Source organism: Faucicola sp. SE7633, assembly GCF_059264685.1.
Genome location: NZ_JCADBW010000001.1, coordinates 42,490 through 68,721, shown reverse-complemented (window position 1 = coordinate 68,721; position 26,232 = coordinate 42,490). Strand labels below are relative to the sequence as shown.

At 50.0% G+C, this 26,232-nt stretch carries 22 protein-coding genes; 9 read left to right on the top strand and 13 right to left on the bottom strand.

Annotation, left to right across the window (positions count from 1 at the left end):
• Positions 1-24: 24 nt before the first annotated feature.
• The gene (locus AC5L4R_RS00330) at positions 25-642 is read left to right on the top strand and encodes a nitroreductase family protein (protein WP_494472397.1); all 618 of its coding nucleotides are present in this window, start codon (positions 25-27) and stop codon (positions 640-642) included.
• Between the two features lie 99 nt (positions 643-741).
• Here the strand turns inward: AC5L4R_RS00330 and AC5L4R_RS00325 are convergent, their stop codons facing one another.
• Entirely contained in the window at positions 742-2,313 is a 1,572-nt protein-coding gene (locus tag AC5L4R_RS00325) for a CYTH and CHAD domain-containing protein (protein ID WP_494472396.1), read from the bottom strand.
• Between the two features lie 391 nt (positions 2,314-2,704).
• Here AC5L4R_RS00325 and rlmD point away from each other — a divergent pair, with 391 nt between their 5' ends.
• The 4 genes from rlmD (at position 2,705) to AC5L4R_RS00305 (ending at position 8,781) form a co-directional block, all read left to right on the top strand.
• Positions 2,705-4,270 carry a 23S rRNA (uracil(1939)-C(5))-methyltransferase RlmD gene (gene rlmD / locus AC5L4R_RS00320; protein WP_494472395.1) on the top strand — a complete coding sequence of 522 codons (1,566 nt, stop codon included), beginning with the start codon at positions 2,705-2,707 and terminating at the stop codon, positions 4,268-4,270.
• A gap of 264 nt (positions 4,271-4,534) precedes the next feature.
• On the top strand, positions 4,535-6,961 hold the full coding sequence (locus AC5L4R_RS00315; RefSeq protein WP_494472394.1) for a RelA/SpoT family protein: 2,427 nt from the start codon (positions 4,535-4,537) through the stop codon (positions 6,959-6,961).
• A 28-nt stretch (positions 6,962-6,989) separates the two neighbouring features.
• Positions 6,990-7,853 carry a bifunctional DNA-formamidopyrimidine glycosylase/DNA-(apurinic or apyrimidinic site) lyase gene (mutM, locus tag AC5L4R_RS00310; RefSeq protein WP_494472393.1) on the top strand — a complete coding sequence of 288 codons (864 nt, stop codon included), beginning with the start codon at positions 6,990-6,992 and terminating at the stop codon, positions 7,851-7,853.
• A 517-nt stretch (positions 7,854-8,370) separates the two neighbouring features.
• Positions 8,371-8,781, top strand: coding sequence for a hypothetical protein (locus AC5L4R_RS00305; RefSeq protein ID WP_494472392.1), 411 nt, complete (start codon positions 8,371-8,373; stop codon positions 8,779-8,781).
• 104 nt (positions 8,782-8,885) lie between these two features.
• Here AC5L4R_RS00305 and AC5L4R_RS00300 read toward each other — a convergent pair whose 3' ends face one another.
• Together AC5L4R_RS00300 and AC5L4R_RS00295 are read right to left on the bottom strand one after the other, a co-directional pair.
• Complete coding sequence (locus tag AC5L4R_RS00300; protein WP_494472391.1) at positions 8,886-9,644, bottom strand: RluA family pseudouridine synthase; 759 nt, start codon at positions 9,642-9,644, stop codon at positions 8,886-8,888.
• Positions 9,645-9,704: 60 nt separating this feature from the next.
• Positions 9,705-10,538 (bottom strand): enoyl-CoA hydratase/isomerase family protein, encoded by an 834-nt coding sequence (locus AC5L4R_RS00295; RefSeq protein WP_494472390.1) that lies wholly within the window; start codon positions 10,536-10,538, stop codon positions 9,705-9,707.
• A 262-nt stretch (positions 10,539-10,800) separates the two neighbouring features.
• Here AC5L4R_RS00295 and AC5L4R_RS00290 point away from each other — a divergent pair, with 262 nt between their 5' ends.
• Entirely contained in the window at positions 10,801-11,151 is a 351-nt protein-coding gene (locus AC5L4R_RS00290; protein ID WP_494478018.1) for a hypothetical protein, read from the top strand.
• A 43-nt stretch (positions 11,152-11,194) separates the two neighbouring features.
• On the opposite strand, the gene AC5L4R_RS00285 is transcribed toward AC5L4R_RS00290, so the two are convergent.
• From AC5L4R_RS00285 to AC5L4R_RS00255, 7 genes are all read right to left on the bottom strand, one after another.
• Positions 11,195-11,650 carry an Mpo1 family 2-hydroxy fatty acid dioxygenase gene (locus tag AC5L4R_RS00285; protein WP_494472388.1) on the bottom strand — a complete coding sequence of 152 codons (456 nt, stop codon included), beginning with the start codon at positions 11,648-11,650 and terminating at the stop codon, positions 11,195-11,197.
• A gap of 121 nt (positions 11,651-11,771) precedes the next feature.
• Positions 11,772-12,722, bottom strand: a complete 951-nt coding sequence (locus AC5L4R_RS00280; protein WP_494472387.1) for a DUF5655 domain-containing protein — start codon at positions 12,720-12,722, stop codon at positions 11,772-11,774.
• Between the two features lie 43 nt (positions 12,723-12,765).
• Complete coding sequence (locus tag AC5L4R_RS00275; protein WP_494472386.1) at positions 12,766-15,696, bottom strand: valine--tRNA ligase; 2,931 nt, start codon at positions 15,694-15,696, stop codon at positions 12,766-12,768.
• A 243-nt stretch (positions 15,697-15,939) separates the two neighbouring features.
• Positions 15,940-16,482 (bottom strand): 5-(carboxyamino)imidazole ribonucleotide mutase, encoded by a 543-nt coding sequence (gene purE, locus AC5L4R_RS00270; protein WP_290003571.1) that lies wholly within the window; start codon positions 16,480-16,482, stop codon positions 15,940-15,942.
• A 113-nt stretch (positions 16,483-16,595) separates the two neighbouring features.
• On the bottom strand, positions 16,596-17,507 hold the full coding sequence (locus AC5L4R_RS00265) for a bestrophin family protein (RefSeq protein ID WP_494472385.1): 912 nt from the start codon (positions 17,505-17,507) through the stop codon (positions 16,596-16,598).
• A gap of 52 nt (positions 17,508-17,559) precedes the next feature.
• Positions 17,560-18,498 (bottom strand): metallophosphoesterase, encoded by a 939-nt coding sequence (locus AC5L4R_RS00260; RefSeq protein WP_494472384.1) that lies wholly within the window; start codon positions 18,496-18,498, stop codon positions 17,560-17,562.
• A gap of 33 nt (positions 18,499-18,531) precedes the next feature.
• The gene (locus tag AC5L4R_RS00255) at positions 18,532-19,146 is read right to left on the bottom strand and encodes a rhomboid family intramembrane serine protease (RefSeq protein WP_494472383.1); all 615 of its coding nucleotides are present in this window, start codon (positions 19,144-19,146) and stop codon (positions 18,532-18,534) included.
• Positions 19,147-19,754: 608 nt separating this feature from the next.
• Here AC5L4R_RS00255 and AC5L4R_RS00250 point away from each other — a divergent pair.
• Entirely contained in the window at positions 19,755-20,966 is a 1,212-nt protein-coding gene (locus AC5L4R_RS00250) for an OmpA family protein (RefSeq protein WP_494472382.1), read from the top strand.
• A gap of 134 nt (positions 20,967-21,100) precedes the next feature.
• Here AC5L4R_RS00250 and AC5L4R_RS00245 read toward each other — a convergent pair whose 3' ends face one another.
• From AC5L4R_RS00245 to AC5L4R_RS00235, 3 genes are all read right to left on the bottom strand, one after another.
• Entirely contained in the window at positions 21,101-22,366 is a 1,266-nt protein-coding gene (locus AC5L4R_RS00245; RefSeq protein WP_494472381.1) for an FAD-dependent oxidoreductase, read from the bottom strand.
• The gene (locus tag AC5L4R_RS00240; RefSeq protein ID WP_494478017.1) at positions 22,356-22,520 is read right to left on the bottom strand and encodes a hypothetical protein; all 165 of its coding nucleotides are present in this window, start codon (positions 22,518-22,520) and stop codon (positions 22,356-22,358) included. The genes AC5L4R_RS00245 and AC5L4R_RS00240 overlap by 11 nt, the downstream gene beginning before the upstream one ends.
• Before the next feature lie 205 nt (positions 22,521-22,725).
• Entirely contained in the window at positions 22,726-24,018 is a 1,293-nt protein-coding gene (locus tag AC5L4R_RS00235; RefSeq protein WP_494472380.1) for an FAD-dependent monooxygenase, read from the bottom strand.
• A 371-nt stretch (positions 24,019-24,389) separates the two neighbouring features.
• Between AC5L4R_RS00235 and carA the strand changes: the two genes are divergently transcribed.
• Both carA and AC5L4R_RS00225 read left to right on the top strand, forming a co-directional pair.
• Positions 24,390-25,613, top strand: coding sequence for a glutamine-hydrolyzing carbamoyl-phosphate synthase small subunit (gene carA, locus AC5L4R_RS00230; RefSeq protein WP_494472472.1), 1,224 nt, complete (start codon positions 24,390-24,392; stop codon positions 25,611-25,613).
• A 225-nt stretch (positions 25,614-25,838) separates the two neighbouring features.
• Positions 25,839-26,180: a hypothetical protein gene (locus AC5L4R_RS00225; protein WP_494478016.1), complete on the top strand. Its 342-nt coding sequence runs from the start codon at positions 25,839-25,841 to the stop codon at positions 26,178-26,180.
• The last annotated feature ends 52 nt before the right edge of the window (positions 26,181-26,232 follow it).

Genomic DNA, 26,232 nt, shown 5'->3' with positions numbered 1-26,232 from the left:
TGACCAACCAATTTAGGAGCAAGCATGACCACCCCTACCCTACAACACTTTCAACAAGCCGCTAAACTGCGCCGTAGCGTGTACGCGCTGAACGATCAATTGCCGATTTCAAAGGCTGATGTTGAGAGTATCGTGCGTGAGGCATTGCTGCACACGCCGTCATCGTTTAACTCACAAAGTACACGACTGGTCGTGTTATGGGCAGAGGCGCACCAAAAATTTTGGCAATTGACCGAAGACGCTTTGCGTAACATCGTCAATGACGATGAGCAATTTCAATCCACAGCGCAAAAAATGGCAGGCTTTAAAGCTGCTGCAGGTACGATTTTATTTTATGAAGACCAAGCGGTAGTGCGTGATTTACAGGAACGATTCCCCACGTATGCTGACAGCTTTTCTGTGTGGGCAGAGCACAGCGACGCCATGCACCAATATGTGGTTTGGACAGCATTGGCGGCGGCAGGTGTGGGCGCTAACTTGCAGCACTACGCGCCTGTGGTGGCAGAGCAAGTCAGACAAACGTGGGATATCAGCCCAAACTGGCAGTTGGTCGCCCAGTTGGTATTTGGTGGCATTGAGCAGCCTGCAGGCGATAAGGACTTTGACCCGATTGCGCCGCGTTTACAGATATTTGATAAGTAAAGCTACATCTCAACACGTAATTAACAGCCAATCAACCAAAAAACCGCTAAATAATTTAGCGGTTTTTTGGTTTTGGACGATGAACGGCCAAGGCGCAAGTCACCAAAATACGGGGGCGTTTTTGATTCCTTGTAGGCTAAGCGCACAGCGTGCCGCGCTCTCAGCTTGGCGACCGCTGAACCAGCCAACGGCAAATAGCGCGTTTGGATCAGTGGCAGCGCGTGCCGCATAGTGCGCTTGCCCAACAACATTGTCGTTGTATTCACCCAGCATATCTTGTGCAGGTTCAAGATATTGCAAAAACGCCGCCAATTTGGCAGGTTTTTTGCCTTTGGCAGACGCGTTTGCCTTGCCTTTGGACTTGTCTGTCTTGGTTTTTTCTGCCTTGTCGTTTTCCACAAACAATGGCGCGGCAAACTCACTGACATAGCGCAGGGTTTTTAGGTCTTTACGCACGTCGTGTTGTTGGTCGGTGTCAAGCGTGGCATAGTGTTCGCTGGCGATGGCAATTTTTTTAAACAGCTTTTTGAGTTTTTTACGCACCGCAGACAGCGCAGCAGGGCTATCGGCAGGTGCAGGCAAATGGGTGAACTTAATCAGCTCAAGCAGCACGATTTGAAAATCATTCGCGCGTACCGCATCAATCGGTAGCACATCGATGCCGTCAAACGTCCACTCAACATGCGGCGCGCCCTGTGCCGCTAGCATGGGCTGGGTTTTGATTTGCAAAATCTCGCGGTCGCGGTATTCACCCAACAGGCTAAAGGTGTGCTTGAGTACCAATATCCAGTTAGGATCAATCGCATCGGTGAAATTTTTGAAGGTTTTGAGCGCGGTGCGTAAACGGCGGATACCAACGCGCAGCTGATGAACGTGGTTGCCATCGGGGCTACCGTCGGCGATGGCAGAAGCATTGGGGAGAATTTGCGCCAAGCAATTATTGACCACGTGCTGCAAAAACGTAAACTGACTGATATCGCTGGCAAAGTTGAGTTGGCTTAAATCGGCTTTGGTCGCGGCAGGATAACGCTTGCCTGCTAACAACAGACCGCCGCGCTCAGCTTTGGTCACGGTTGAAAGATATAGCTTGTGGCGTTTGCACCATACTTTGGCCACCTCAATCAAATCACTGGCATCGCCACTTAGCAGCTCAAACTCTAACTCGTGCAACGCGCGTTGAGCCTCGGTGTCATCGGCATTTGAGGTGTCTTTGGCAACAGTACCGACATCGTACGCCAGTTCGATTTGGCTAGCATTTTTCTTGATGCACCGCTGGGTACGCGTGACATCGGTCAGATATTGCAATTTCAACGCGCCATCTAAATCTGCCAATGCCATGACGCGCTCCAATGCTGCTTTGGCGTTCGGATCGTCAAATACTGTCAAATCAGGGCGAATGGTAGTTGCATCGGCATCGGGCGCAAGGTCGCGTATTTGGTTAAATTCGCCACGTTTTGCCACACCATCGCCTGCAGTTTTGAGGGTTTGTACCCAGTTGCCGTTTTCAAAACGTACTCGCAGTGCCATGCCTGCTTTGGCTAACGCACGATCGGCAGTATCAAAATAGTACGCGGCAAGCCGTTGTTGGGTGGCGGTTTTGGTGCGTACCTGCTTATCCAAATTGACTTGGGTGAATTCGGGTACGCAAAATTTTAACTCGATTTCATACATTGCGCTAATCCTGTCGGCGGCGTGATCAATCCTTGTCAATCGCTTGACGTCTGCTGGTTAAAGAACTTTTGTTGGTTAAACACTGTTTAATCAACAAAAGCATTGGCTTAAATATTCTAGCACACCTCTATGAAAAAAAGATGACGCCAAGCGTTAAAATCCTTATTAGGCGCAAAACTGGCTGATAACTGCCAACCAAATGATGATAGCGCATTTTGGCGCGGTGTCATTGGGTAAAATGTTAGCGTCGTTTGACGTGGCTGTGTCTGTAACTGTAACTGTGGCTGTAGCTGTGTTTTAGTCGTGGCACAACACGCGCAATTAGGCTATACTAGCCTGTTTTTTATCGTCATTTTAATTTGCTAAAGCCCTACGATTAAAGTCCAACGCCATGTCAAACACCGATGTACCTGCCAATCCCAATCAAGGATTGGCCAATCAACCCACCGCACCAGCCGCCACGCCTTTAACCAAAACACCCAACAAAAAATCCAAGCCCAGCGCGCGCGTGCGCAAACGCTTGCAAGCGGCAGCCCCTGTTGCCTTGACGGTGGGCAATTTGGCGCATGATGGGCGCGGCGTGGCGGTCTATGGTCACGTGCAAGGCGCGTCAGATTTAGCCGAGGCACACCCGATTGATAAACACGGCAAAAAGGTGTTCGTCAGTTTTGCCTTGCCGCAAGAGACGGTCAGTGTGCAAATCACCAACAGCCGTAGCAGCTTTGAAGAAGGCGATGCGCTGGCGGTGTTGGCAAATCCAAGCCCCGAGCGTCAAACGCCGCCGTGTCCGCATTTTGGTGTGTGTGGCGGCTGTAGCCTGCAGCATTGGCAGCCCGATGGACAGATTGCGTTTAAGCAGTCGGTGTTGGCAGAACTGCTTGCCCATCAAGGGGGGCTTGCGCCCGAAGTGTGGTTGCCGCCGTTGGTCGGTGAGCGTTTGGGCTATCGCACCAAGGCGCGGCTTGGCGTGCGTTATGTGGAGAAAAAACAACGTGCGTTGGTCGGTTTTCGTGAGCGCAGCAGCAATTTTTTGGCGGATTTGCAAGTCTGTCATGTGCTTGATGCGCGTATCGGTAAGCAACTGATTGCACTACAAACATTGATTGCCAGTCTAGATGCGCGCGAGGCGATTGCTCAGCTTGAGGTGGCAATGGGCGAAACCTTGTCCGATGTGCCCGATAGCAAGCAGGCGGTGGCGGTGATTGTGCGCAACCTTGCACCGTTGGACGCGGCGGATATGGCACGTTTGCAGACGTTTTTTGCCGAACGCGATTGGCAGCTGTATTTGCAGCCAAAGGGCAGTGACAGCGTGCAGCGTGTTGCCGTGCGTGACGATGAGCCGATGCGCGCAAGTACGCTAGACGTACCGCCAACAGGTGGGCTGTTTTATCGGTTGCCTGCGTTTGATGTGACGTTTGAGTTTTCGCCACTTGATTTTACCCAAGTCAATTTGTCGGTCAATCGTCAGATGACGGCACTTGCCGTTGAGCTTTTGGGCTTGCAAGCAGGTGAGCGCGTGTTGGATTTATTTTGCGGCCTGGGCAATTTTAGCTTGCCATTGGCACGTGCAGTGGGCAAAACAGGGCACGTGATTGGCGTGGAAGGCAGTGAGCAGATGACGGCACGCGCACGCATGAATGCCGCCGCCAATGGGCTGCACCACACCGAATTTTATGCACAAGATTTGACGCAAGATTTTTCTGCCGAGCCATGGGCGCAGCAAGGTTTTGACGCGCTGTTGATCGATCCACCGCGTTCGGGCGCGTTAGAAGTCATGCAGTATGTGGCAAAATTTGGCGCGACGCGTTTGGTGTATGTATCGTGCAACCCTGCCACTTTGGCACGTGACGCGGCGGTGTTGGCAGCACAAGGTTACCGACTCACTCACGCTGGCGTGATGGATATGTTTTGCCACACAGGGCATGTGGAGAGCATCGCGCGGTTTGAAAAGGTGTGATTGTTCACCATTGATTGATGTATATTAAAAGCAAGGTTTTTTTAAGTTAAACCTTGCCTCGCCTTGCTTAACCGCTGCTTAGCGTGATTTTTTTATTTTTTTCATTGTTTTATAAGAAAAAATTGTAAGTAACAAAAACCAATGGTATTTTTTCGCCGATGTCTTATACTAACCTTATGGGCAACACTAGCAAGGACGCTTGGTGAATCTAAACGGTTGATCGACAGCCATTTTGCCCATGCTTGGCGTAAAATGGAGTGACGCATGGTAAAGGTTCGTGACAGTTTACCATTATTGGACGGAACAAACACCGACGACGACAGCACCACCGCAATTGCAAGCTTGACCGCACAGCAAGACCAATCTGTGTCGGCAACGGATACGCCGATTGTGTCCGAACCTGCCCGCCAAATCATCGACGCACACACCATCGACACTGACGCATGGCTACAGTCTATGGCAAAGCGTGGCAATCTTACGTCACTGCCCGAGCTGATCAAAGCGTGCGATTTTCTAAAAAATCAAGCCATCAACAACAATTCACCACGCGCCAACGCCTACCTAACAGGCATTGGCATGGCAGATATTTTGGGTTATCTGTATCCCGATGAGCCGACCTTGGTGGCCGCCATGCTGTACCGCGCGGCACGCAAAAAAATCATTGATGACAAAACCATTCGCCAGCAGTTTGGCGCAGAAGTTGCCGATTTGGTGCAAGAAACGCTTGCCATGGGGCGACTGTCAGATTTAATCGAAAATAACAAACGCCTTGAGGATCATTTTAATAACAATCAGCGCGAGCAGCTGACTGGCATTTATAACATGCTCATTTCGATGACCAACGACGTGCGCGTGGTACTCATCAAATTGGCTGACCGTACCTTTGCCATGCGTGAATTGTCGTTTGCCACGCCCGAGCGTCAGCAGCGCGTCGCGCGTGAGGTCATGACAATCTACGCCCCATTGGCGCACCGCTTGGGCATCGCACAGCTAAAATGGGAACTAGAAGATCTATCGTTTCGTTATCTTGCGCCCGAGCGTTACAAAGAGATTGCCAAGTTGTTGGCAGAAAAACGCAGCGAGCGCGAGGCATACATTGAGCGCATGATGAACGAGCTGCGCCAAGCACTTGCCGAGCAAGGCATTGAAGGCGAGATTAGCGGACGCGTCAAGCACATTTATTCAATTTATCGCAAAATGAAGCTCAAATCGTTGTCATTTGACCAGTTGTATGATATCCGCGCGCTGCGCGTGTTGGTGCGCGAGCCTGCCGACTGCTACCACGTGCTTGGGTTGGTGCATGGACTGTGGCGGCATATCCCCGAGCAGTTTGACGACTACATCACCAACCCTAAGCCCAATGGCTATCGGTCGCTGCACACAGCGGTGATTGCCGAGAACAAATCGCTTGAGGTGCAAATCCGCACCTTTGATATGCACTACGAGGCCGAGCTTGGCATGTGTGCGCATGTCAATTATAAAGAAGGCACGAAAAACAAAAAGGATGATTATTTAACGCGCAAAATCAGCTCCTTGCGCCAGTTGCTGCTACAGCCCGAGCCGCACAGCGCGGATGAGACGGACAAAGCCGCACCACAAAGCGACAAAGCACCAACCGCCGACACACTTGATATTCATGAAGAAGAAATCATTGCCGATTTTGGTGAGTTTGAGCGGATTTATATCTTTAGCCGTGATGGCGATATTATCGAGCTGCCCAAAGGCGCGACGGTGCTGGACTTTGCCTACCATCTGCACACCGAGGTTGGCAACCGCGCCCAAGCCGCACGCGTCAATCAGCGTTATGTGCCTTTGACCTACCAGCTTAAAACAGGCGAGCAGGTCGAGATTATCACCAAACAATCGCGCGAGCCCAATCGCGATTGGTTGGTCGCCTCACTGGGCTACATCCAAACCCCACGCGCGCGCAACAAGCTGCGCCAATGGTTTAACAAACAAGACCGCGACAAAAATATTGAAACGGGGCGGCATATCCTCAATAAAGAGTTGGCGCGGCTGGCAGTGCATCCCAACAGCATTGACTTAAACGATTATGTCGGTTTTTTTAATGTTAAAAACGGCGATGATATTTTGGTCGGCTTGGTCAATGGCAACGTTGAATTGCATGATTTGACCGCGCAAATTAGCCACCACCTTGACCTTGAGCCCGATGTCGATGAAAGCGAGCTGGTGCCTAGCGTCCACCCACGCGCCACAGGCAAGCTTGATGCGTACAAAATCCAAGTTGATGGCTTGGACAATATCGAGACGCATCTGGCAGGCTGTTGCCATCCGCTGCAAGGCGAGCCGATAGCAGGCTACATCACGCTGTCCAACGGGGTCAGCATCCACCATGCCGATTGCCCCGAATATGAACGCTTGACTAACCGTGAGCCTGAACGCGCCATCAGCGCGGCATGGTACGGCAACAAAGGACGCAGCCAGCGCGTGCAGATTTATTTAGAAGCCTATGACCGCCGCGGCCTGCTCAAGGACTTAACCCAAGTCATTGACCAAGCCAACGTCAATATTCGCCAAGTTGAGACGCTAAGCGGTGATGATGACATTGCACGGCTTAATTTTGCCATTGAGGTGACAGGCTTGGGGCAGTTGTCCAAGGTGTTGGCGCGACTTGAGCAGCAACCGGGGATGATTTTGACGCGGCGTGTGGTCAATGGCGCTAAGGTGTGAGTGATTTTTTCAATTAAGCGATTCAACCATGCCAGAATTACCCGAAGTACAGACCACGGCAACCAGCCTTGCGCCACTGTTGGGGCAACGCCTGCAGCGTGTGGAAGTCTTTACGCCCAAATTGCGTTGGGCGATTGCCAAAGATTTGACCCGCTTACACGAGCACACCCTAAGCGATGTTCAACGCCGTGCTAAGTATTTGATTTTAACCTTTACACCAAGTCAAACCAGCCCACCCACACCAGCCAAACAATTGTTGGTGCATTTGGGCATGTCGGGCAGCTTGCAGCAGCACCCAGCAGGCTTTGCTAAGCGCAAGCATGACCATGTGATTTGGCATTTTATCCAGACCAATGGTGCGTGCAGTCAGCTACATTACCATGACCCACGCCGCTTTGGCATGGTGCTGTGGCTCAATGATTACCGCGACAAGCTTTTGACACCGCTTGGCATTGAGCCGTTGGACGCGGCGTTCGATGGTGCGTATCTGTGGCACGTGATTCATGGCGGCAAACGCCCCAGCGCGCGCCCAATCAAATCGGTGATGATGAACCAGCGCGTCGTCGTTGGCGTGGGCAATATTTATGCCACTGAGGCGTTGTTTGTCACGCGCATACATCCGCTGACCCCTGCCAATCGGCTGACGCTCACGCAGCTTGAGGCATTGGCGGCACAAATTCAAGCGATTTTACGCGCTGCGATTGCCAAAGGCGGCTCGACGCTGCGTGATTTTACCGTTGCCGATGGCAAGACGGGGTATTTTCAGCAGACGCTCCATGTGTACGGCAAGGTAGGTGCACCCTGCCCTGTGTGCCAAACAACGATTGAGCAGGTCAAAATCGAGCAGCGTACCAGCGCATTTTGTCCGCATTGCCAACCGCTTGAGGCTTGACTTCCTCCCCTCCCTATCGTTCGGGGATTCCTTCTGCAAGACGGTTAGACCTGCCGCAAACCTAAGGCAATGGCAACCGCCCGTACGACACACCGTACATCTTAGATTCTTATTTTAAGCTAATCCTACCGTTAGGATTGTCTTAGACACGAATTAGCTTAAGTGTGTGTTTGGAAACGTCTTACCAGTTAAGTTACTGCGTACTCGCAATTTAGTCTTAACTTAACTGTGGAATGTAAGACATTGAATATAGTGAGATGAGTATAGCAAAACTTATCGCATTTAACAATTGCTTATATCCACCGCCTGAAGTCGCAGGTTTACGGCAACGAATGATAAAACGCGCTTATGCTGCACCCTATCTGCCAAACGCGCCGTTACCGCGGTTATCGCTTGCCAAGACAGCCTGTTTGCGCTAATGTAACGCTATTGCGATGAAATTTTTCTGTGGCATGATGGATGCCAAGCAATATCTAACAACTATCCCACAAATCGAATTTTCTGCCAAGGACTTTGTATGAAAACCCTCACCCGTAGCCTACTGGTAGCAACGCTTAGCGCGGCGATGGTGTCGCCAAGTATTGCCGCGATTGAAGTCGATGACGAACACTTTGGCCCAACCTATGACCGCATGGTGGTCGATACCGTGGTTGGCAAACCACTTGGTTTGATGGCAGTGGTTGGCGGCGCGGCGGCTTGGGTAGCAAGCTTGCCGTTTACTTTGTTCAATGGCGATGCCGTGCGCGCGCGTCAAACCTTGATTGACGAGCCGTTCTACGCGCTCAATCGTTGTCATGGCTGCACAGTTGCCGAGGACAGCTACTATAAATCACAACAAGATGACCAACACAACGTGCGTGTGGTGGTTGATGGTCCGTCTGAGATTTTGATTAATACCAACCAAAACGTGGTAGTCAATCAGCCATAAAACGATTTTTAAACCCATAACCAACGCCGTTTGTATCATTTGATAACGGCGTTTTTTGTGTTGTTAAAGCACTATTTTCAAACAACGCGTTTAAAATAACAGGGCTAAAACGGTACAGGACTAGCCCACGCCATCCACGCGCCTGTATCGGGATGATTAAGCGCCAGCGTATGCGCATGTAGGCACAGACGCGGTGCAAGGCTAAGCGCCGCCCCTTCGGCATAAATTGGATCACCCAGCATGACATGCTCAAGGTGCAACATATGCACACGCAATTGATGACTGCGCCCCGTGATAGGCTCAAGCGCAACACGCGTGATAGGCTGGCCTTGGCGCAATTCATGGTGCAAGGCGGTGTAATGCGTGAGCGCAGGTTTGTGCCAGTCATTGTCTACAATGTGCTTGGGCTTAAGCGTTGGCTCATAGCGCACTGGCGCGTCTACACTGCCCTGCCCCATCAGCGTACCAAAAACCAGCGCTTGGTAGCACTTTTGTGGTACTCGGGCGATAAACTGCTTAGCAAGGTGAGTTTGCGCCGCGCTACTGCGGGCAAAAATCAGCAAGCCTGAGGTATCCATATCAAGCCGATGCACAAGCTTAACGCTAGGATCAGCTTTGAGCAAACGCGCCTGCATACTGACCTTTAAATCCTTGCCATCAACCGATAACAAGCCTGCAGGTTTATCCACCACCCAAACCGCGTCATCACGATACACCGTTACCGCTTGGGCAAAGTCATCAAAAAATGCTTGCGGCTGTGCGGCTTCAGCGCGATTGGCAGCCGCAACCGCATCGGGTAGCAAGGCTTTGGGGACGGTGCGGTGGTGTGGGTGCTGATCGGTGACGTTTGGCTGAGTATTCATAAATAGCTTGTTTTAACAACACTTGGTTTAAAAATAAACGCAATTTTTCTATAAACTGCTTTAACGCCCGACAAACTGCGTAGGACGTTTTTGTAAAAATGCGCGCACGCCTTCTTGAAAATCTTGCGTTTGTGCCATTTGGGCTTGATAAATTGTTTCTTGCTCAAGCGCGGCGGCAAGTCCTGTGTAGGCTACTTGGTTGATCGACTGTTTGATGGCAGCCAGCGCAAGCGTCGGCAGCGCGCACAAACGCTCAGTTAGTTGTGTGACGGTTGCATCCAGTGCATCAGCAGGCACCAAGCGGTGCAGCAACCCCAAATCCTGTGCGGTTTTGGCATCGAGCAATTCGCCTAGCATCACCAATTGGGTGGTCTTTGCCGCGCCAATCAGTTGGGTTAATAAATAAATCCCACCTGCATCGGGCACCAAACCGATATTGACAAACGCTTGTAAAAACTTGGCATCATCGCTTGCCACACGAAAATCACACGCCAGCGCGATATTCATGCCTGCACCTGCTGCCGTACCGTTGATTCGCGCGATGATGGGTTTGTTAATTTTACGGATTTTTCGCACCACCTCACCCAAACCGTCGGCAAGGCTGTATGCCATGTGTGCGCTGTCTTGTGGGGTGCCCAATGCCGCCACCATTTCGCGGATATCACCACCGCTACAAAACGCGCGTCCTGCCCCTGTCAGCACAATCACCTTGACCTGCGCGTCATACAGGGCTTTGTCTAGCGCGGCAGATAATTCGGCAATCATATCACTGTGCAAAGCGTTGAGCGATTTGGGATCATTGAGTGTAATGATGGCGACGGCATGTTGCACGTCAAATAGAACTTTTTTGCTTTGGGCTGGGTTGGCAGTCTGTGTGATGTCAAAAGTAGTCATGGCAATCCTTTGTCGTGACGATGGATAGGCGCAAGATCAATACTTGCGATTGATAAACCGCCATTGTGCCATGACGCAGCGCAGGTGACAACCGTTTGCCGTGCGGTTTTTTAGTCGCTTGTTTGCCATACGGTTCGTGTTTATTCTATGCTAATCAAACCGTTTGCCGATTTTGGAGCCAGCCATGCCAATATCAATTTACCCACGTCTCGCAATTATGGTTCGGTTTACCTGTTGGGCAAGTCTGATGGGTGGGTTATTCATGCTTTTGAGCCATCTACCCTTAATACTGTCAGATGCTTGGCAAAAGAAAAACATCAGCGATGGTTTGTTGAACGTTGGCGCGGCGTTTGTGTATGGTGCAGCGGCGATGGGTATGGTGGGCTTTGTGGTGGCATTGGGGTTGGCGATTTTTAGGCAGCGTTATCGTAGCGGCTTGTTAGGCGGTTTAATCATGTTTGGGGTGTTGCTCAGTTTGCCCGTCAGTTTTTTGATGGTAGTGGGTATAGGACCCAATAAGTCACTGGCGACGGCATGGGCAATCATCGCGCTAAACGCGCTGACCGCTGGCGGCGCGTTGGGCATAGCGGTGTGGCGCGTGTTGCCGCGTTGATGTTTTCGGCTGACTTTTTTCGGCAACATTTGGGCAGCTGAATTTAATCAGCTGGGTGTTTTTTTGGACGCGCAGAATGCACCACCCATGTCGGCCCAATCAATAAAAACTGTAAATCATCAAAGAAGGATGGTTTTTTGCCTTCGATTTTATGCCCGATAAATTGCCCAATCCACGCCACCACAAACACGGCAAAATAAAACTTAAAGCCAAATGGTAGCAGCTTGACCGCCGTCAAACACAGCAGCACAAACATACCCATGGCGATAAATAGCGTTGTCGATAAGCGCAAGTAAAACAACATGACCAACGCCAACACAACCAACGTAAACGCGGCTTGCCAACTCATGCCCATGCCGACAATACTGGCAAAAATCGTCGGCACACACAGCCAATGGATTTTTTTGTTTATGGGGTGTTGGTGGCTGATTGCATAATCCGCTAGCCAACTATCGAGGGATTTTTTGGACTTGAATGCAGAAAAAGCAGCAACCGTCATGATAAAGCCTCCTTGCTGATGGGATAAACCCTATTTTAATTGTTAAATGCTGGCATTCCTTGCCATAAGCTTAGCATAGCGCAAACATTGGTTTGGCGCAAATGCTTTTCGGCGCAAACTGTCAAAGAGTTTGTTTAATCAAACTCATGATATATTCTAAATCTTTGCTGTCATGCACCCTGACTTCATAATCGCCATTGCCCAAGTGCCCTACTTCAGCCACATTCCGCGCTAAGTGCTTGGGGTCATCAAGTTCGCCAAAGCGTTTATTAATCCAAAGCTTTAGTGACTTTTTTTGCACGTTAATATCAACTAGATTACGTTTCTTTTTAAAGGCAATATAATGTTTTTTATATATCACTGTGATGTCATTAGATAGATTTAAAATCGCGTCTTTAAATGTGTCATATAATTCTTGCGTATCATCGCTTTTATCCGATAAATGATAAGCCTCATCATACACGATAATTTCTTGAGTGATTTTTGTTAGTGTATTTGTCGTCCGCTGATCATGACCCGTTGGTATAGGTACATCAGATACGGTCGGGGCAAGATTGATTTGCTTGAGTGACGGTGCATGTTTGGTTTTATGGATGGGATTTAACACAATGATGTCTTGGGCAAAGCGTTTTAGCTCCCACAATTCAATCGCTAAGTCTTTAAAATTGGTGGATTGTTTTTGAAACTGGGTAAACGATGGCGCGACAAATATCACTCGACTTTGCGACCAATCGACATCGCTGCGCTTTAACGGCTCAGGTTGGCTTTCGTTGTACTCGACAATAAAGTCAGATTTGTACTCTAGCATGAGACTCAGGTACGCCACGCCTTGGTCAATAACGCTAAAGTTTTTTTCGCGTTTAAATTCGATAATGACAAACGCATTGGCCTCAGGGTCATACGCTAACGTATCGATGCGACTGTTTTTGATGGTAAATTCAGAACGAATTAACCGTAAACTCAGCATGCCCTCAAGGTTGTGTTCAACCAGTTTTTGCATGTCTTTTTCAAGGGCAAACGGCTGCTCGTCTAAGTCGGTCAGCACGCCTGCTTGGTGGTGAAATATCAACATCGTTGGTTGCTTGCTTATTTATCTGTTTTTACCTGTGAAAAAATTATAACGCCTTTAACTGCTCGACCTGTTTACCGATTTCTGCCAGTTGCGTTTGCAGCTCGTCCAATTTGGCTTGCTCAGCGGCGACCACCGCAGGCGGTGCTTTGCTGACAAAACCTTCATTGGTAAGCTTACGCGCGATACCATCGGCTTGGGCTTGTAGCTTGTCTTGGGCCTTGCCAAGACGGGTAAGCTCGGCGGCTGGATCGATCAAGCCTTTCATCGGTACCATGACCTTGACCTGCCCAACCATGCTTGATGATGACAGCGGCACATCCGCGCCTGTTTGCACTGTAGTGAGGCTTTCAACCTTGGCAAGTGCTTTAAACTGGTTTTCGATACGGCTAAGGCTTGCCGCCTCGTCTGCGCTGACGTTTTCTAAAATGACAGGTAGGCGCACGGCATTGCCCAGCTTCATCTCACCGCGAATGTTACGCACCGCACCAATCAACGCCTGTAGCCATGCCATGTCCTGCTCGGTTTGCTCACTGATGGCGGCATTATCGGCTTGCGGAAACGGCGCGATGACAATGCTATCGGCAATTTTTTTGTCAATCAACGGCGCAATGGTTTGCCAAATGCGTTCGGTCAAATACGGCATGATGGGATGGCTAAAGCGCATAGCGACTTCCAGCACCGCCAGTAGCACATAGCGAATTTGCGCTTGCCGCTCGGTGCTGACGCTTGGGTCATTGAGGCTGGCTTTGGCAAGCTCAATGTACCAATCGCAATATTCATTCCAAATAAATTCATAAATCGACTGGCTGACCAAGTCAAAGCGGTATTGCTGCATGTATTGATTGATGTCGCGCACCGTGGCGTTCATGCGGCTGATAATCCAACGTTCGGGCAGCTCCCACAGCTCGGGCTTGGCGGTGTGATCAAGCGGCAGCGCGTTGCCGTCTTTGTCCACACCATTCATCAATACAAAGCGCGTGGCGTTCCAGATTTTATTGCAAAAATTGCGATAGCCTTCAATACGTTTGATGTCAAAGTTGATGTCGCGCCCTGTGCTGGCAAGTGAGGCAAACGTGAAGCGCAGCGCGTCTGTGCCATAGGCATTGATACCATCGGGGAATTCTTTGCGCGTTTGTTTGGCAATTTTGTCCGCGTCTTTGGGGTTCATCAGCCCTGTGGTGCGTTTGGCGATCAGGCTATCAAGGTCAATGCCGTCAATCAGATCAATGGGGTCAAGCACGTTGCCTTTGGATTTGGACATTTTTTGCCCTTGTCCGTCACGCACCAAACCATGCACATACACAGTTTTAAACGGTACTTGCGGCTTGCCGTCTTTGTCTTTGATGAAGTGCAAGGTCAGCATAATCATACGCGCGACCCAAAAGAAAATGATGTCAAAGCCCGTCACCAACACGTTGGTCGGGTGAAACGCCGCCAATGCCTTGCCATCGTCACTGGCATCCGCCCAGCCTAAAGTTGAAAACGTCCACAACGCTGAGCTAAACCATGTGTCTAGCACATCTTCATCTTGCTGCAGTGGTGTCTCGCCAAGGTTGTATTTTTGGCGAACTTCATCCTCACTGCGCCCAACGTATACCTTACCATCTGCATCATACCATGCAGGGATACGATGCCCCCACCACAACTGGCGGCTGATGCACCAGTCTTGAATATCACGCATCCATGCCATGTACATATTTTTGTACTGCGCAGGCACAAACTCGATATCGCCATTTTCTACCGCATCAATGGCAGGCTTGGCAAGCTTGGCAATGGCCACATACCATTGGTCAGTCAAATACGGCTCGACAACCTCACCGCTGCGGTCACCGCGCGGAGCTTTGAGCGCGTAAGGCTCGATTTTCTCAAGCCAGCCTTGCTGCTCAGCTTGCGCCACCAACTGTTTACGCGCGGCAAAACGTCCCAGTCCGCTATAATCGGCAGGGGTGTCCACAAGCTCAGCATCCGCCTGCTGCAAGCTGTGGAAAATTTGCAACTGCGGCAAGATATTGGCGTTTTTGTCAAAAATATTGATAAACGGCAAATGATGACGTTTGCCCAGCTCATAATCATTAAAATCATGCGCAGGGGTGATTTTGACCACACCTGTGCCAAATTCTTGCTCGACATAATCATCAGCAACAATCGGCACGATACGCCCCGTAATCGGCAGCGTCACGGTTTTACCAATCAGCTGCTGATAGCGGCTGTCATTGGGATTGACAGCAACAGCGGTATCGCCAAGCAAGGTTTCTGGGCGTGTGGTTGCCACCACCACATAGTTTTTGCCATCGGCAGTCGTCACGTCCGCATCGGTGAAATAATAGCGAAAATGCCACAACGAGCCTTGCTCATCGATGTTTTCAACCTCCAAATCCGACAGCGCGGTTTCAAGCTTGACATCCCAGTTTACCAAGCGTTTACCGCGATAAATTAAGCCGTCTTCATACAGCCCAACAAACGCCTCTTTGACCGCGTTTGACAACCCTTCATCCATGGTAAAGCGTTCGCGCGTCCAGTCCAACGACGAACCCAAACGGCGAATTTGGCGCGTAATGTTACCGCCTGACTCGGCTTTCCATGCCCACACCTTATCCAAAAACGCCTCACGCCCCAAATCGCGCCGCGTGACACCTTGCGCGTTGAGCTGGCGCTCGACCACCATTTGGGTGGCAATACCAGCATGGTCTGTACCTGCTTGCCACAGCGTGTTGTCGCCCAACATACGGTGATAGCGCACCAGTGTGTCCATGATGGTGTTGTTAAAACCATGTCCCATGTGCAAGCTACCTGTGACGTTCGGCGGTGGCAACACAATTGAAAACGCATCGGGCTTACTGTAATCGGGCTTAAAATAACCTGCCTGCTCCCAACGTTGGTACATGCCGTGCTCAATATCGCTTGGGCTATAGGTAGCTTGTAGATTATCAAGGGCGGTTTGAATAGCATTGGTGGGATGGTTTGCTTGGCTCATATCGTCACACATTGGCTAAAATTGATGAAAAATATTGAAATATTGGCTAAGCCTTTTTTAAAGACTGCCCGTTGGCAAATATCTGCCTAAAGAAGCAAAAATATGGCTTAAAGCAAGGATTGTACCGCAATTTGGCAAACACGGGCAAAATTTTTCAATACCTATTAGGCTTTAGACGATTTTGAAAAACAAAAAAAGCCAAAGGGTGGGCTTTGGCTTTTTGCTACGGTGGGTAACACCTGCTTAGGCATTGATCACACCAGGTATTGGGCTATTGAGCACCGTATCGGTTTGGTTTTGACGAAACGCGTCGATTTTTGCCGCTAAATCCGCATCACCCAGCGCCAAAATCTGTGCTGCCAACAGCCCTGCGTTATACGCCCCTGCCGTACCAATCGCAAGCGTACCCACCGCCACACCTTTGGGCATTTGCACGATAGAAAGCAAGCTATCCCAACCGCTTAGCATCGATGATTTGACAGGCACGCCCAGCACAGGCAACGCGGTTTGACTGGCACACATGCCAGGTAAATGCGCCGCACCACCTGCGCCTGCGATGATGACGCACAGCCCACGGTCTTTTGCGGTTTTGGCATAGTCAAACAGCTTGTCGGGTGTGCGATGCGCCGATACGACCTCACACTCAAACGCCACACCAAAATCCGCCAACAGCTTGGCAGCATGTTGCATGGTGTCCCAATCCGATTGTGACCCCATAATGATACCGACTTTGGGCGCACCATCGGGCGATTGAATTGGTGCAGGCAAATGAGCAGAAGCAGACATAGTTTGACAGCCTTAGCAAACGGTGAGATTATTTAAAATGAAAACCGCAAATTCTAGCAAAACTTTGGACGTTTGGCGATGTTTTTTGGCAAAACTTTAAACAAAATTTAAGTTTAAATCACATGATTGGGTGGTAAAGTCGGGCGAATATCAGCCGCAAAGGTTTGCTCGCTTAGACCTGCCAATTGCGTTTCGATGATATCGCACATCATCGCAAGCGGTAGATCGTTTTCCTCTACGCCAAACGGTTCGCTGATTTCATCAACGATTTCGTTGAGCGCCATAAAGGTATAGCCGACAAACGTCACCAAAATTGGCGTGACCCAACCGATGGTATTACCAAGACCAAACGGCAACATAAAGCAATACAGATACACGGTGCGGTGCAGCAAGACAAAATACGCAAACGGGATTGGCGTGTTGTTGATACGCTCGCAGCCTGCTTGGATTTGGGCGATTTTGCCGATGGTTTCATCCATACTTTGCCATTGCCAATCATTGATCAAGCCTGCCGCACGCCAATCTGCCAGTCGCCGCCCCATGGCTTGGGTAAGCTGCAAACAGGTAAACGGCTTGCCGACAATTACCGCCTGTTGGTCGGGCGATAAAATCCGCGTCAAGGTGTGGCTGTTGTCCTCGCCACGCAGCTGTTGGCGCAAGCAATGCACAAACGCAACATGCAACCGAATCATCGCTTGTTGCTCATCGCACGGTATGGGTAGCGACAATACTTGTCGGGCAAGATTGCGGCTGAGCCACACCAACGTGCCCCACAACTTGCGCCCCTCCCAAAAACGGTCATATGCCGCGCCGTTACAAAACCCATGAAAAATCGCCAGCGAAATCCCAAGCAGCGCAAACACCGATGGGTTAAGCGGTACGGGCGTTTTGGTGATATGCATCTGGTAATAATACACCGCAAATGAAAATACAAATAAACACAGCTGCGGTATCAGCAAACGACGAAAATACGACCCTTGCATGACAAACAGCAGCTTTAGCGGCTCAATCGAACGGCGTATCATGCCTCACCTTTCACCCGTTTTTTACCATAGTATACCCAACAAAACACTTCACTTAGTCGCAAATAAACTGAACAAAGCGATCCGCTGTTAGCGTTGGATGGTTGCTATCAAACTGATACGCCGTCAAATAACCACCACCGCCTGCCGAATAATCCACACACACCACCTGCTCAGACAGCGGCGCAGGTGTGCCCGTCAGCCAATAATGTCCAACAAATACAGGCTTATCTGTGGTCAGCTCAAACTCAATCAAATCCGCCAGTGTATCGGCAGGAATGTGCAGCAAATCCGACCTACCTGCCCGTGCAATTTCATGAATCGGCTGACCCGATAACGGCTGTTGCCACCACTTAACACGCACATTGTGGCGTTTGTGCCCCTCTTTATCCAGCATAAATAAGTCATTGGGTAGCCGCGTCTCAACGCCTTTAAGCACACGCTCTAGCGCGTCATATTCTGGCGTGTTTTTCTGTGAAGTTAATTGTAAACCGTGTGGCGTCAGACGATGATCAGCGGTCAAAAGCGGCTTGAGCACCGCCATCGCCGCCGTGTCCCAACAGGCATGGACAAAACACGCGCCGCCAAGCTCCAACCACAGCGGCAACTCATACAACCGCTTGAGCCAAAACTGGTGCAGCTCACTGCCAAAACCCACCTCAGCGATAAACGCCGCGTGCTGGCGCGTGTGCACATCATTGTGACTGCGCAAATATGCGCTATCGTCGCGTGCATCGCGTGTAGCATACGCCAAGGCATTGTATTCATGGTTACCCATCAAAATACTTGCTACACCATGATCCAACATCGCAAACGCAGTCTCAAGCGTCGCCAACTGCCCTGCACCGCGGTCAATCAAATCACCAATAAACACCGCATGATGCCCAACAGGCGGCACATAGTGGCTACCGTTGTGCGTATAGCCCATCGTATCTAGCAGCCCAACCAGCTTATCAAACTGCCCATGCACATCGCCAATTATATCGTAAATCACCCCAACTCCTTTTGTTAGCTCACTGTATCAAATCTAAAAACGCGGATGCATGATTTGATAAACAAATTGCCCAATGACATTTGGCTCAATCAATATCGTTGCCACCACACCAAACATGCCACCGACCAAGTGCGCCGAATGGTTGACCGAACTACCACCACGGTCATGCGCCCAAATACTATAACCGACATACAACAGCGCGAACACAATCGCAGGCATAGGGATAATAAAAAAGTAAATCCGCGTCCATGGGTCAAATAAAATATAGCTAAACACCACCGCCATCACCGCACCCGACGCGCCAAGGCTTGAATAACGCCTGTCTTCTTTATGCTGCAAATACGTCGGCAAAATCGCCACCACCAATGCCGCCAAATAAAACAACAAAAACCCCAACCCACCAAGCCGCGCGTTAAAAGTGCGCTGCACCGCATGCCCAAATGAGAACAGCGTAATCATGTTAAAAATCAAATGCAGCGTATCAGCATGGACAAAACCATGCGTGACAAATCGATCCACCTGACCGCGTGCCACCGCAGGCGGATAAAAAATTAGCCGCGCCATCAACGCTTGCGACTGCCATGCGGCAAGGCTGACCAACACAGTGATAATAACGATAAACAACGTCGGATTAAACAACAATGACATACCTTGCCTTTTATATTGTGTCCAAGATGGGTGGGACAAAACCCCAACGATCTATTGCCCAAGTTTCTATTGCCCAAGTTTCTATTGCCCAAGTTTTAACACACCAAACCGCTAGCTTAGCACAATTGCGGCTTTTTTATGCGCCTATTTGTTCAATCATAATTAGTTGTTCAATCATAATTAGTTGTTCAATCATAATTAGCAGCCCGTCCTTAATTAACCTATCTCACTACACAACCAGCACGCAGTATCTTTTTTGCGATCTGTTATTTGATCCAAAACAAGCATTTTAACCAAAACAGGCATTTTTTCACCGCAATGCTATCAATTCATGTCAAATATACCCTGTTTTTGCATCGTCTTAATACAAAGTTTACGCAGAAGTTACTTTAATATAACTGAAGTGCACACGTGTTTAGGATACCTTACGCTTATCAACTTGCCGCACCTGCCGTTAGCCTTTTTTTATTAAAGGATATAACCCACCGGCGGCGATCGTGACGTAAACATTTGGGCAACCACCAGACCAAATGAATAAAGCATATTTTTTAAGTAACAATGAGGTTGCCTATATAAATAGGATTATTTGCAATCTTTAGGAGGATTAGATGAATATTATCGAGCACTTGAATAAGACTGTCACCCCTGCGGTGCTTGGCGCGAACGCTGATGCCAACCGTAGCTCATTGCTTGAAAAACTCTATGCGATTATCGTTGCGCGTCTTGCCGACGATAACACCTACAACAGCTTTGGCGGCAGTACCGTTGCCAATGATGATGCGGGCTTTTTTGACCGCTTTTTGCCTGACAGCACACACCGCGGTAACTTGGTACAAGAACTAAGCCGTCAATCTAATGTACCCGCACAAGAAGCGCAAAGCCTTATCAGCCGCGCGACCCCCATGGTTTACAATGAACTGCGTAACTTGGCAGGGACTTCGACTGTATCAGGCTTCTTAGGTAACAACCTAAGCAGCGTTGGTTCAGCCTTGCCAACTTGGTCATACGCACTAATTCCAGCAGGAGCACTAGGACTTATGAATATCAAACATGACCCAGCAAATCAAGACCCTAATAATAAGGAAAAAGTGGTTAAAGAGACCACCCGTACCGAAGAGCATTTGGTTGCCACGCCAAAACCTGAAGAAGAAGGTGGCATGGGCAAAATCTTGTTGCCTTTGATTGGTCTAATCATTCTTGGTCTATTGGCGTGGTGGTTGCTACGTTCATGCAACAAACAGCCTGAGCCCGTTACCACGCCTGTTGTAGCCTCAGCCCCTGCTTCGGCAGCACCGATGACTACTGATACCACGACCTTGACAGCATCTGATGTTACCATCAACGGTCAAGACCTAAATGCAATCGCCAGCGCACCTGCCAGTGATGTAATGGCAAGCACTGCGATGCCTGTAGCTGATGCTACCATGCCACCAGATGATGAAATCCCAGCCGTTATTTCTGAGACTGAACCATCAGTTTACCTACATCATGGTCAGTTGAAATTCTACTTTGCGGTAGATAAAGACGACATTTCACCACAAGCCCAATCAAAAGTTGGAGCATTGGTTGCCGCGGCTCAGCAAGGCAAAAAATTGGGTATCAGTGGCTACACTGACAGCACTGGTAGCGCAGCACACAACGAAGACCTAGCCAAACGCCGTGCCGAAGCGGTTAAAAAATTCTTGATGGACAATGGTATTCCAGAATCACAATTGGTGATGGAAAAACCCGCTGACACCATTGGCGCAACTGGTAACACCCAAGAAGGTCGCCGCGTAGAAGTATACGTGGTTGACGGTCCAGACGTGGTAGCACGCTAAGCTATGGCTGCTAGCCTCTGAATCTGATTGATCCATCATTAACCAAAGACCCCTGCTATATTGGCAGGGGTCTTTGTTGGGTATGTTACCATACCGCCAAAAACGCGGCTGATGGCAGATGGTTATGGTTATGATTAAGCTAAACCACTGGCTTGTTGGCTAAAAAAACGCATGGCCGGGGTCAGCTTACTGACCAACTGCACGCCTTCATTGCGTAATTGCTGAATCGGCGGTAACTGACTGCCAAACAGCCAATTTAAGCCCGAAAAACTGTGCATCATCATGGCATTGTGGGCATAACGCAAACGCTCATAGCGGCGCAAGGTTGGCTCACCTGCCCACGCCTGCTTACCTGAGCGCAAAAAATCCTGCTGCAAACAATTCGCTAATGCCGCCACGTCCAATAAGCCTAAATTCAAGCCCTGTCCTGCCAACGGATGCACGCCGTGCGCCGCATCACCAAGCAAAACAAGATTGGGTTTGATATAAGTTTTGGTATGTTGTGCTGATAGCGGAAAACTGGCGATCGACTCTAGCGCGCGGATATCACCCAGCACATAACCGCTGGCAAACGCCAACTCTTGCGCCAGTTCACCATCGGGCAAGGTCAGCAAATCCAACGCGCGGTTGGTCGGCAATGTCCACACCACTGATTGCCAATGTTGTGGCTGGGCTTGGTCGGCCGTGGTCACGTCTGCCAGTGGCAATAACGCCAACGGTCCTGTGGGCAAAAACACCTGCCGTGCGGTGGCGTGGTGTGGCTGCTCGGTCTGAATGGCACAGCAAATCGCGGTTTGGTGATAGTCAAGCGTATCCAGCGCAATGCCTGCCGCTTGGCGCACGGGCGAGCCACGCCCATCTGCCCCGACTAATAAAGCACCCTCAAGTGTGCGCCCATCCGCTAAACCAACCCGATAGCCATCACCCAGCCAGTCAAGCGATGTCACGCGCTGCCCTGTGATCGTCGTTAAATACGCATTGGGCTGTGCCATCATTTGCGCCAGCGCGTATTCAATAACGGATGGCTCAACCATACTGCCCAATCGGCTGTTTGACGATTGATGATTCGCGTTTGGTGCATCGGTCTGCACCATATCCGCTTGCGAAAAATTGAGCTCGCCCACACCATCGGCTTGCCACACCTGCATATGCTGGTAGTCGGCTTTGCGTCCGCTTTGCTGTATGTGTTGCCATGCGCCGATTTGGGTCAGTAAGTCAATACTGGCAAGGCTAAGCGCGTACACCCGTGGATCGCGCTGGCTTAAGCGCGCTTGCCAGTTGTTGTCGGATAATTGTGGGCGTGCGTCAATCAAGGTCACGCGGTGCTGACGTTGGCTCAGCCATAACGCCAAGGTCGTCCCGACGATGCCACCGCCGATGATAAGGGTGTTAGGTTTCATGTTTGTCTGCTAAATTTTCTAATTTTATCAGTTGGTTGGTTGGCAAAATCAACCGTAAAGGGATGGAAGTTAGATAAAATCCAAACGTTTGATAATAGCTTGCCAGTTTAGCATTTTTGGCATCGATAATAAAATCCCAAAGTGCTTGCGCCATCGGCTAAGACATGCGTTCGTGCGCTGCCTTTTTTGGTATGCTGGCTTGCTCGATGATGGCTTGGCATGTGGCGTGGTGCGTAGGCTGATGCGTTCGATGGCTTGCATAGGTTCGTTTTTGTGTGGCTAATCAGCGTACATTTCATAGATTTTTGCCGTATTTTGCAATAAAAAACCGTGCCAATGCAACACGGTTTTTTTTAAAATCAAGATTTTAACCCCATCGCAAACGTTGCCACCAACGGCTTGACCTTGGGCACATGCTCAAACGCGACCAAACCGACATTGCGCGCCAATTTGACCAACGGATTGCGGTGGGTAAAGCCATGCACCACCGCATCACAAAACAGTTCCACACGTTTTTGGTCAGCGTGGCGGTGTTTGGCATAATCCGCCAACAGGCGCGCGTCCGCCAAATCGCCACCGCGTAACGCTTGTTGAGCCAACATCTGCGCCAGCGTGTCCGCATCGCGCATACACAAATTAAAGCCCTGCCCTGCTACAGGGTGCAAGGTATGCGCGGCATTGCCCATCAGCACGCAACGCCCCTGTACTTGGCGTTTTGCCAGCACCTTGACCAGCGGATACGCGCCACGTTTGCCTGCTTGCACAAACGTACCTGCCTGCGCACCAAACGTACCTTGCAACGTTGCCAAAAAATGTGCGTCATCGTCCAAATAACGCTGCGCCTCATCACGAGGGCATACCCACACCACCGACCGCCGACAGTTAGGCGCACCTATCAACGCCGCCCCCGTATCGGGCAAAGGCAATGCGGCTACCAAGCCATGCGGCGTAAAGCGTTCTATTGCGCTATGCTCATGCGGCTTATCCGTGATGACCACGCCGACAATCGCCATTTGTCCATAATCGTGGCGCGTTTCGCCAATTTCTAGCAAACGCCGTGCGGTTGAATGCTGCCCATCACACGCCACCAACAACGCAGCGGTTAAGGTTTGCTCACCAGCCGCGTCATCGGTGGCGTTGTGGGTGAACGTCACCGTTACGCTATCGCGATGTTGGGCAATTGCCGTGACGGTCGCGCCGTCAATGAGGCTGATGAGCGGATGCGCCTGCGCGGTTTGCAGCAGTTTTTTACCAAGCCACGCGTTTTCCATGACTTGTCCAAAACTTTCGACACCTTCGGCGGTTTTATCAAGCAATGCCTTGCCAAAACCACCCTGCTCGCTGATACTGACTTGGTCAATGCGACAGGCATGGTCGGCAAGATTTTGCCACAGCCCCATGGTTTGGTAAATCTGTACCGTACGCCGTGACAGTGCGATGTTGCGGCTGTCAAATAAATGCCGTGTGCTGGCATCATCGGGGCTAGCAGTTGGATACACCGTTTGCTCAAGCAAGGTGCTGGCAATACCGCGCTGGGCAAGCAGTAAGGCAAACGATAAACCCACATTACCACCGCCGATGATTAACACGCGCTGCTCGGTGAGGGGTGGCTGATCGCTAAAAGGTTGGTTGGTTGGGTTTTGGGCTGGCATGGTGATTTTTTTCCGCGGTTTTTTTGGTGATAAAAAATTGTCTTCGCACAGGCATCAACGGCTATCAGCTTAGCACAAAACCGCTGCCGATAAAATCTCACCGCCAATGACTACCATTTGTGCGTGTGTTTTGGTAAAATACCCAAAATCTATAGCTAAGCGAGTTTGCATGAAAGCACATAGCCTTTGTTTGGTCAGCGTCACGACGTTACCATTCGGCTATTGTGGCATTTCATGGTGACTCGCTTTTTTGTGGGCGAATGCTGGCGGAGGCGATTTTGAATAACACAAATAATAGCAACCAACCGTACACTGATACGGGCGCAGACTCAACCAACCAAACAGCCGTATTAGACACCTTAAATCCTGCGATTGCTCCGACCACGCCTGCGATTTTGGCATTGGCGGACGGTACGATTTTTGAGGGTGTTAGCATTGGTGCATCAGGTCACAGCGTTGGCGAAGTGGTGTTTAATACCGCCATGACAGGCTACCAAGAAATTCTCACTGACCCAAGCTACGCCAAGCAAATCGTCACGCTCACCTACCCACATATCGGCAATACAGGCACCAATATCGAGGATATTGAATCAGGTAGCGACAACCGCGTGTGGGCGGCAGGTTTGATTATCCGTGATGCCACGTTATTAAGCTCAAATTTTCGCAATAGCGAGTCATTGAGTGACTTTTTGCAGCGCAATAACACGGTAGCGATTGCTGAAATCGACACGCGGCGGCTGACCCGTGTGCTACGTGAACGCGGCGCGCAACACGGTTGTTTGATGACTGCCAGTGACGGTGTGGCTATCAGCGACACCGACAAAGCCAAAGCGATCGAGCTTGCGCAAGGTTTTGCAGGTTTGACGGGAATGGATTTGGCAAAAGAATGTTGCCATCAGCACGGTTTTGAGTGGACGCAAGGCACGTGGCAGCTTGCCGATAATCCCACCAATATTGCCAACTATGGCAAAACTGACAGCCCAACAGGCGGCTTTTTTACCCAACTTGAGACCCAAATTCCCAAACGTTTTCACGTGGTAGCGTACGATTTTGGCACCAAAACCAATATCTTGCGCATGTTGGTAGATCGCGGTTGTCATGTCACCGTGGTGCCTGCACAAACACCGATTGCCGATGTGTTGGCGCAAAACCCCGATGGTGTGTTCTTGTCTAATGGTCCTGGCGACCCTGCTGCGTGTACCTATGCTATCGACAACATCCGTACGCTGCTTGAAACCGATATCCCTGTGTTTGGCATTTGCTTGGGTCATCAGCTGCTAGCATTGGCAAGTGGCGCGCAGACCATCAAGATGAAGTTTGGTCACCACGGTGCGAACCACCCTGTGCAAGATATCGCCACAGGACGCGTGATGATTACGTCACAAAACCACGGCTTTGCGGTGGATGAGGCAACCTTGCCTGACAATTTAAAAGTCACCCATCGTTCGTTGTTTGATGGCTCAAACCAAGGCATTGAGCGCACGGATAAGCCTGCGTTTAGCTTTCAAGGTCATCCAGAGGCAAGCCCCGGGCCGCATGATGCCGATGGGTTGTTTGATAAGTTTGTGGCATTGATGGAGCAAGCCAAGGCGTAACTTGGCACGTGTGGCTTTGCTAAATTAATAAAGGGTAAGTTAATAAAGGGAAAAGATGCGTCAGATTATTATCAAAGACTTGCGCGGTGCAGGTGACGTTGGGTTAAACCAAGCCGCGTGATAAATTCGCCCAATGCCCGGCTACTTATCACTGTTTTACCAGATACTTTTGACGTGGATTTGAACCCGTGGATTTGAACCCATTGAAACGTGCCAATTGTGACCATGACAAAGTTTGATCATGACAAGGACCATCCCAAACAGGTGGAAGCCAAGCATTTGGTGCGCGCAATATGGCGTGATGATAACGTAAAACTTGCCATGACCCCATTGACTGGCTATAACGTCATGCGCGGCGTTAGACGCATTGATTTGGCACAAATGCAGGCAATTTTGGACGACTTACAAGCGTTTAAAACCACTGATAAAGCAGGTAATTTTGCTTCAACCATCTATCACAAGACCGCAAAACAAACGGACAACCACCATTTTGCTATTTTTCATTTGGCCGTTTGCCAAATTCGCCAATTACCATGGCAAGTTTGGACAAAGATTTTAGCACGCTAAAAAACGCTTTGTTTGATGCAATCGATTAATTTATAAGCATTTCATACTGTCT

Bases quoted from the DNA above. Each gene is read 5' to 3' on its own strand.
- mutM (WP_494472393.1), top strand. From the start codon at position 6,990: ATGCCAGAATTACCCGAAGTACAGACCACGGCAACCAGCCTTGCGCCA.
- purE (WP_290003571.1), bottom strand. From the start codon at position 16,482: ATGTCTGCTTCTGCTCATTTGCCTGCACCAATTCAATCGCCCGATGGT.
- AC5L4R_RS00295 (WP_494472390.1), bottom strand. From the start codon at position 10,538: ATGACTACTTTTGACATCACACAGACTGCCAACCCAGCCCAAAGCAAA.
- AC5L4R_RS00225 (WP_494478016.1), top strand. From the start codon at position 25,839: ATGACAAAGTTTGATCATGACAAGGACCATCCCAAACAGGTGGAAGCC.
- AC5L4R_RS00280 (WP_494472387.1), bottom strand. From the start codon at position 12,722: ATGTTGATATTTCACCACCAAGCAGGCGTGCTGACCGACTTAGACGAG.
- AC5L4R_RS00250 (WP_494472382.1), top strand. From the start codon at position 19,755: ATGAATATTATCGAGCACTTGAATAAGACTGTCACCCCTGCGGTGCTT.
- AC5L4R_RS00245 (WP_494472381.1), bottom strand. From the start codon at position 22,366: ATGAAACCTAACACCCTTATCATCGGCGGTGGCATCGTCGGGACGACC.
- AC5L4R_RS00305 (WP_494472392.1), top strand. From the start codon at position 8,371: ATGAAAACCCTCACCCGTAGCCTACTGGTAGCAACGCTTAGCGCGGCG.
- AC5L4R_RS00300 (WP_494472391.1), bottom strand. From the start codon at position 9,644: ATGAATACTCAGCCAAACGTCACCGATCAGCACCCACACCACCGCACC.
- AC5L4R_RS00255 (WP_494472383.1), bottom strand. From the start codon at position 19,146: ATGTCATTGTTGTTTAATCCGACGTTGTTTATCGTTATTATCACTGTG.
- AC5L4R_RS00325 (WP_494472396.1), bottom strand. From the start codon at position 2,313: ATGTATGAAATCGAGTTAAAATTTTGCGTACCCGAATTCACCCAAGTC.
- AC5L4R_RS00290 (WP_494478018.1), top strand. From the start codon at position 10,801: ATGCTTTTGAGCCATCTACCCTTAATACTGTCAGATGCTTGGCAAAAG.
- AC5L4R_RS00330 (WP_494472397.1), top strand. From the start codon at position 25: ATGACCACCCCTACCCTACAACACTTTCAACAAGCCGCTAAACTGCGC.
- AC5L4R_RS00235 (WP_494472380.1), bottom strand. From the start codon at position 24,018: ATGCCAGCCCAAAACCCAACCAACCAACCTTTTAGCGATCAGCCACCC.
- AC5L4R_RS00265 (WP_494472385.1), bottom strand. From the start codon at position 17,507: ATGATACGCCGTTCGATTGAGCCGCTAAAGCTGCTGTTTGTCATGCAA.
- AC5L4R_RS00240 (WP_494478017.1), bottom strand. From the start codon at position 22,520: ATGGCGCAAGCACTTTGGGATTTTATTATCGATGCCAAAAATGCTAAA.
- AC5L4R_RS00285 (WP_494472388.1), bottom strand. From the start codon at position 11,650: ATGACGGTTGCTGCTTTTTCTGCATTCAAGTCCAAAAAATCCCTCGAT.
- AC5L4R_RS00275 (WP_494472386.1), bottom strand. From the start codon at position 15,696: ATGAGCCAAGCAAACCATCCCACCAATGCTATTCAAACCGCCCTTGAT.
- AC5L4R_RS00315 (WP_494472394.1), top strand. From the start codon at position 4,535: ATGGTAAAGGTTCGTGACAGTTTACCATTATTGGACGGAACAAACACC.
- rlmD (WP_494472395.1), top strand. From the start codon at position 2,705: ATGTCAAACACCGATGTACCTGCCAATCCCAATCAAGGATTGGCCAAT.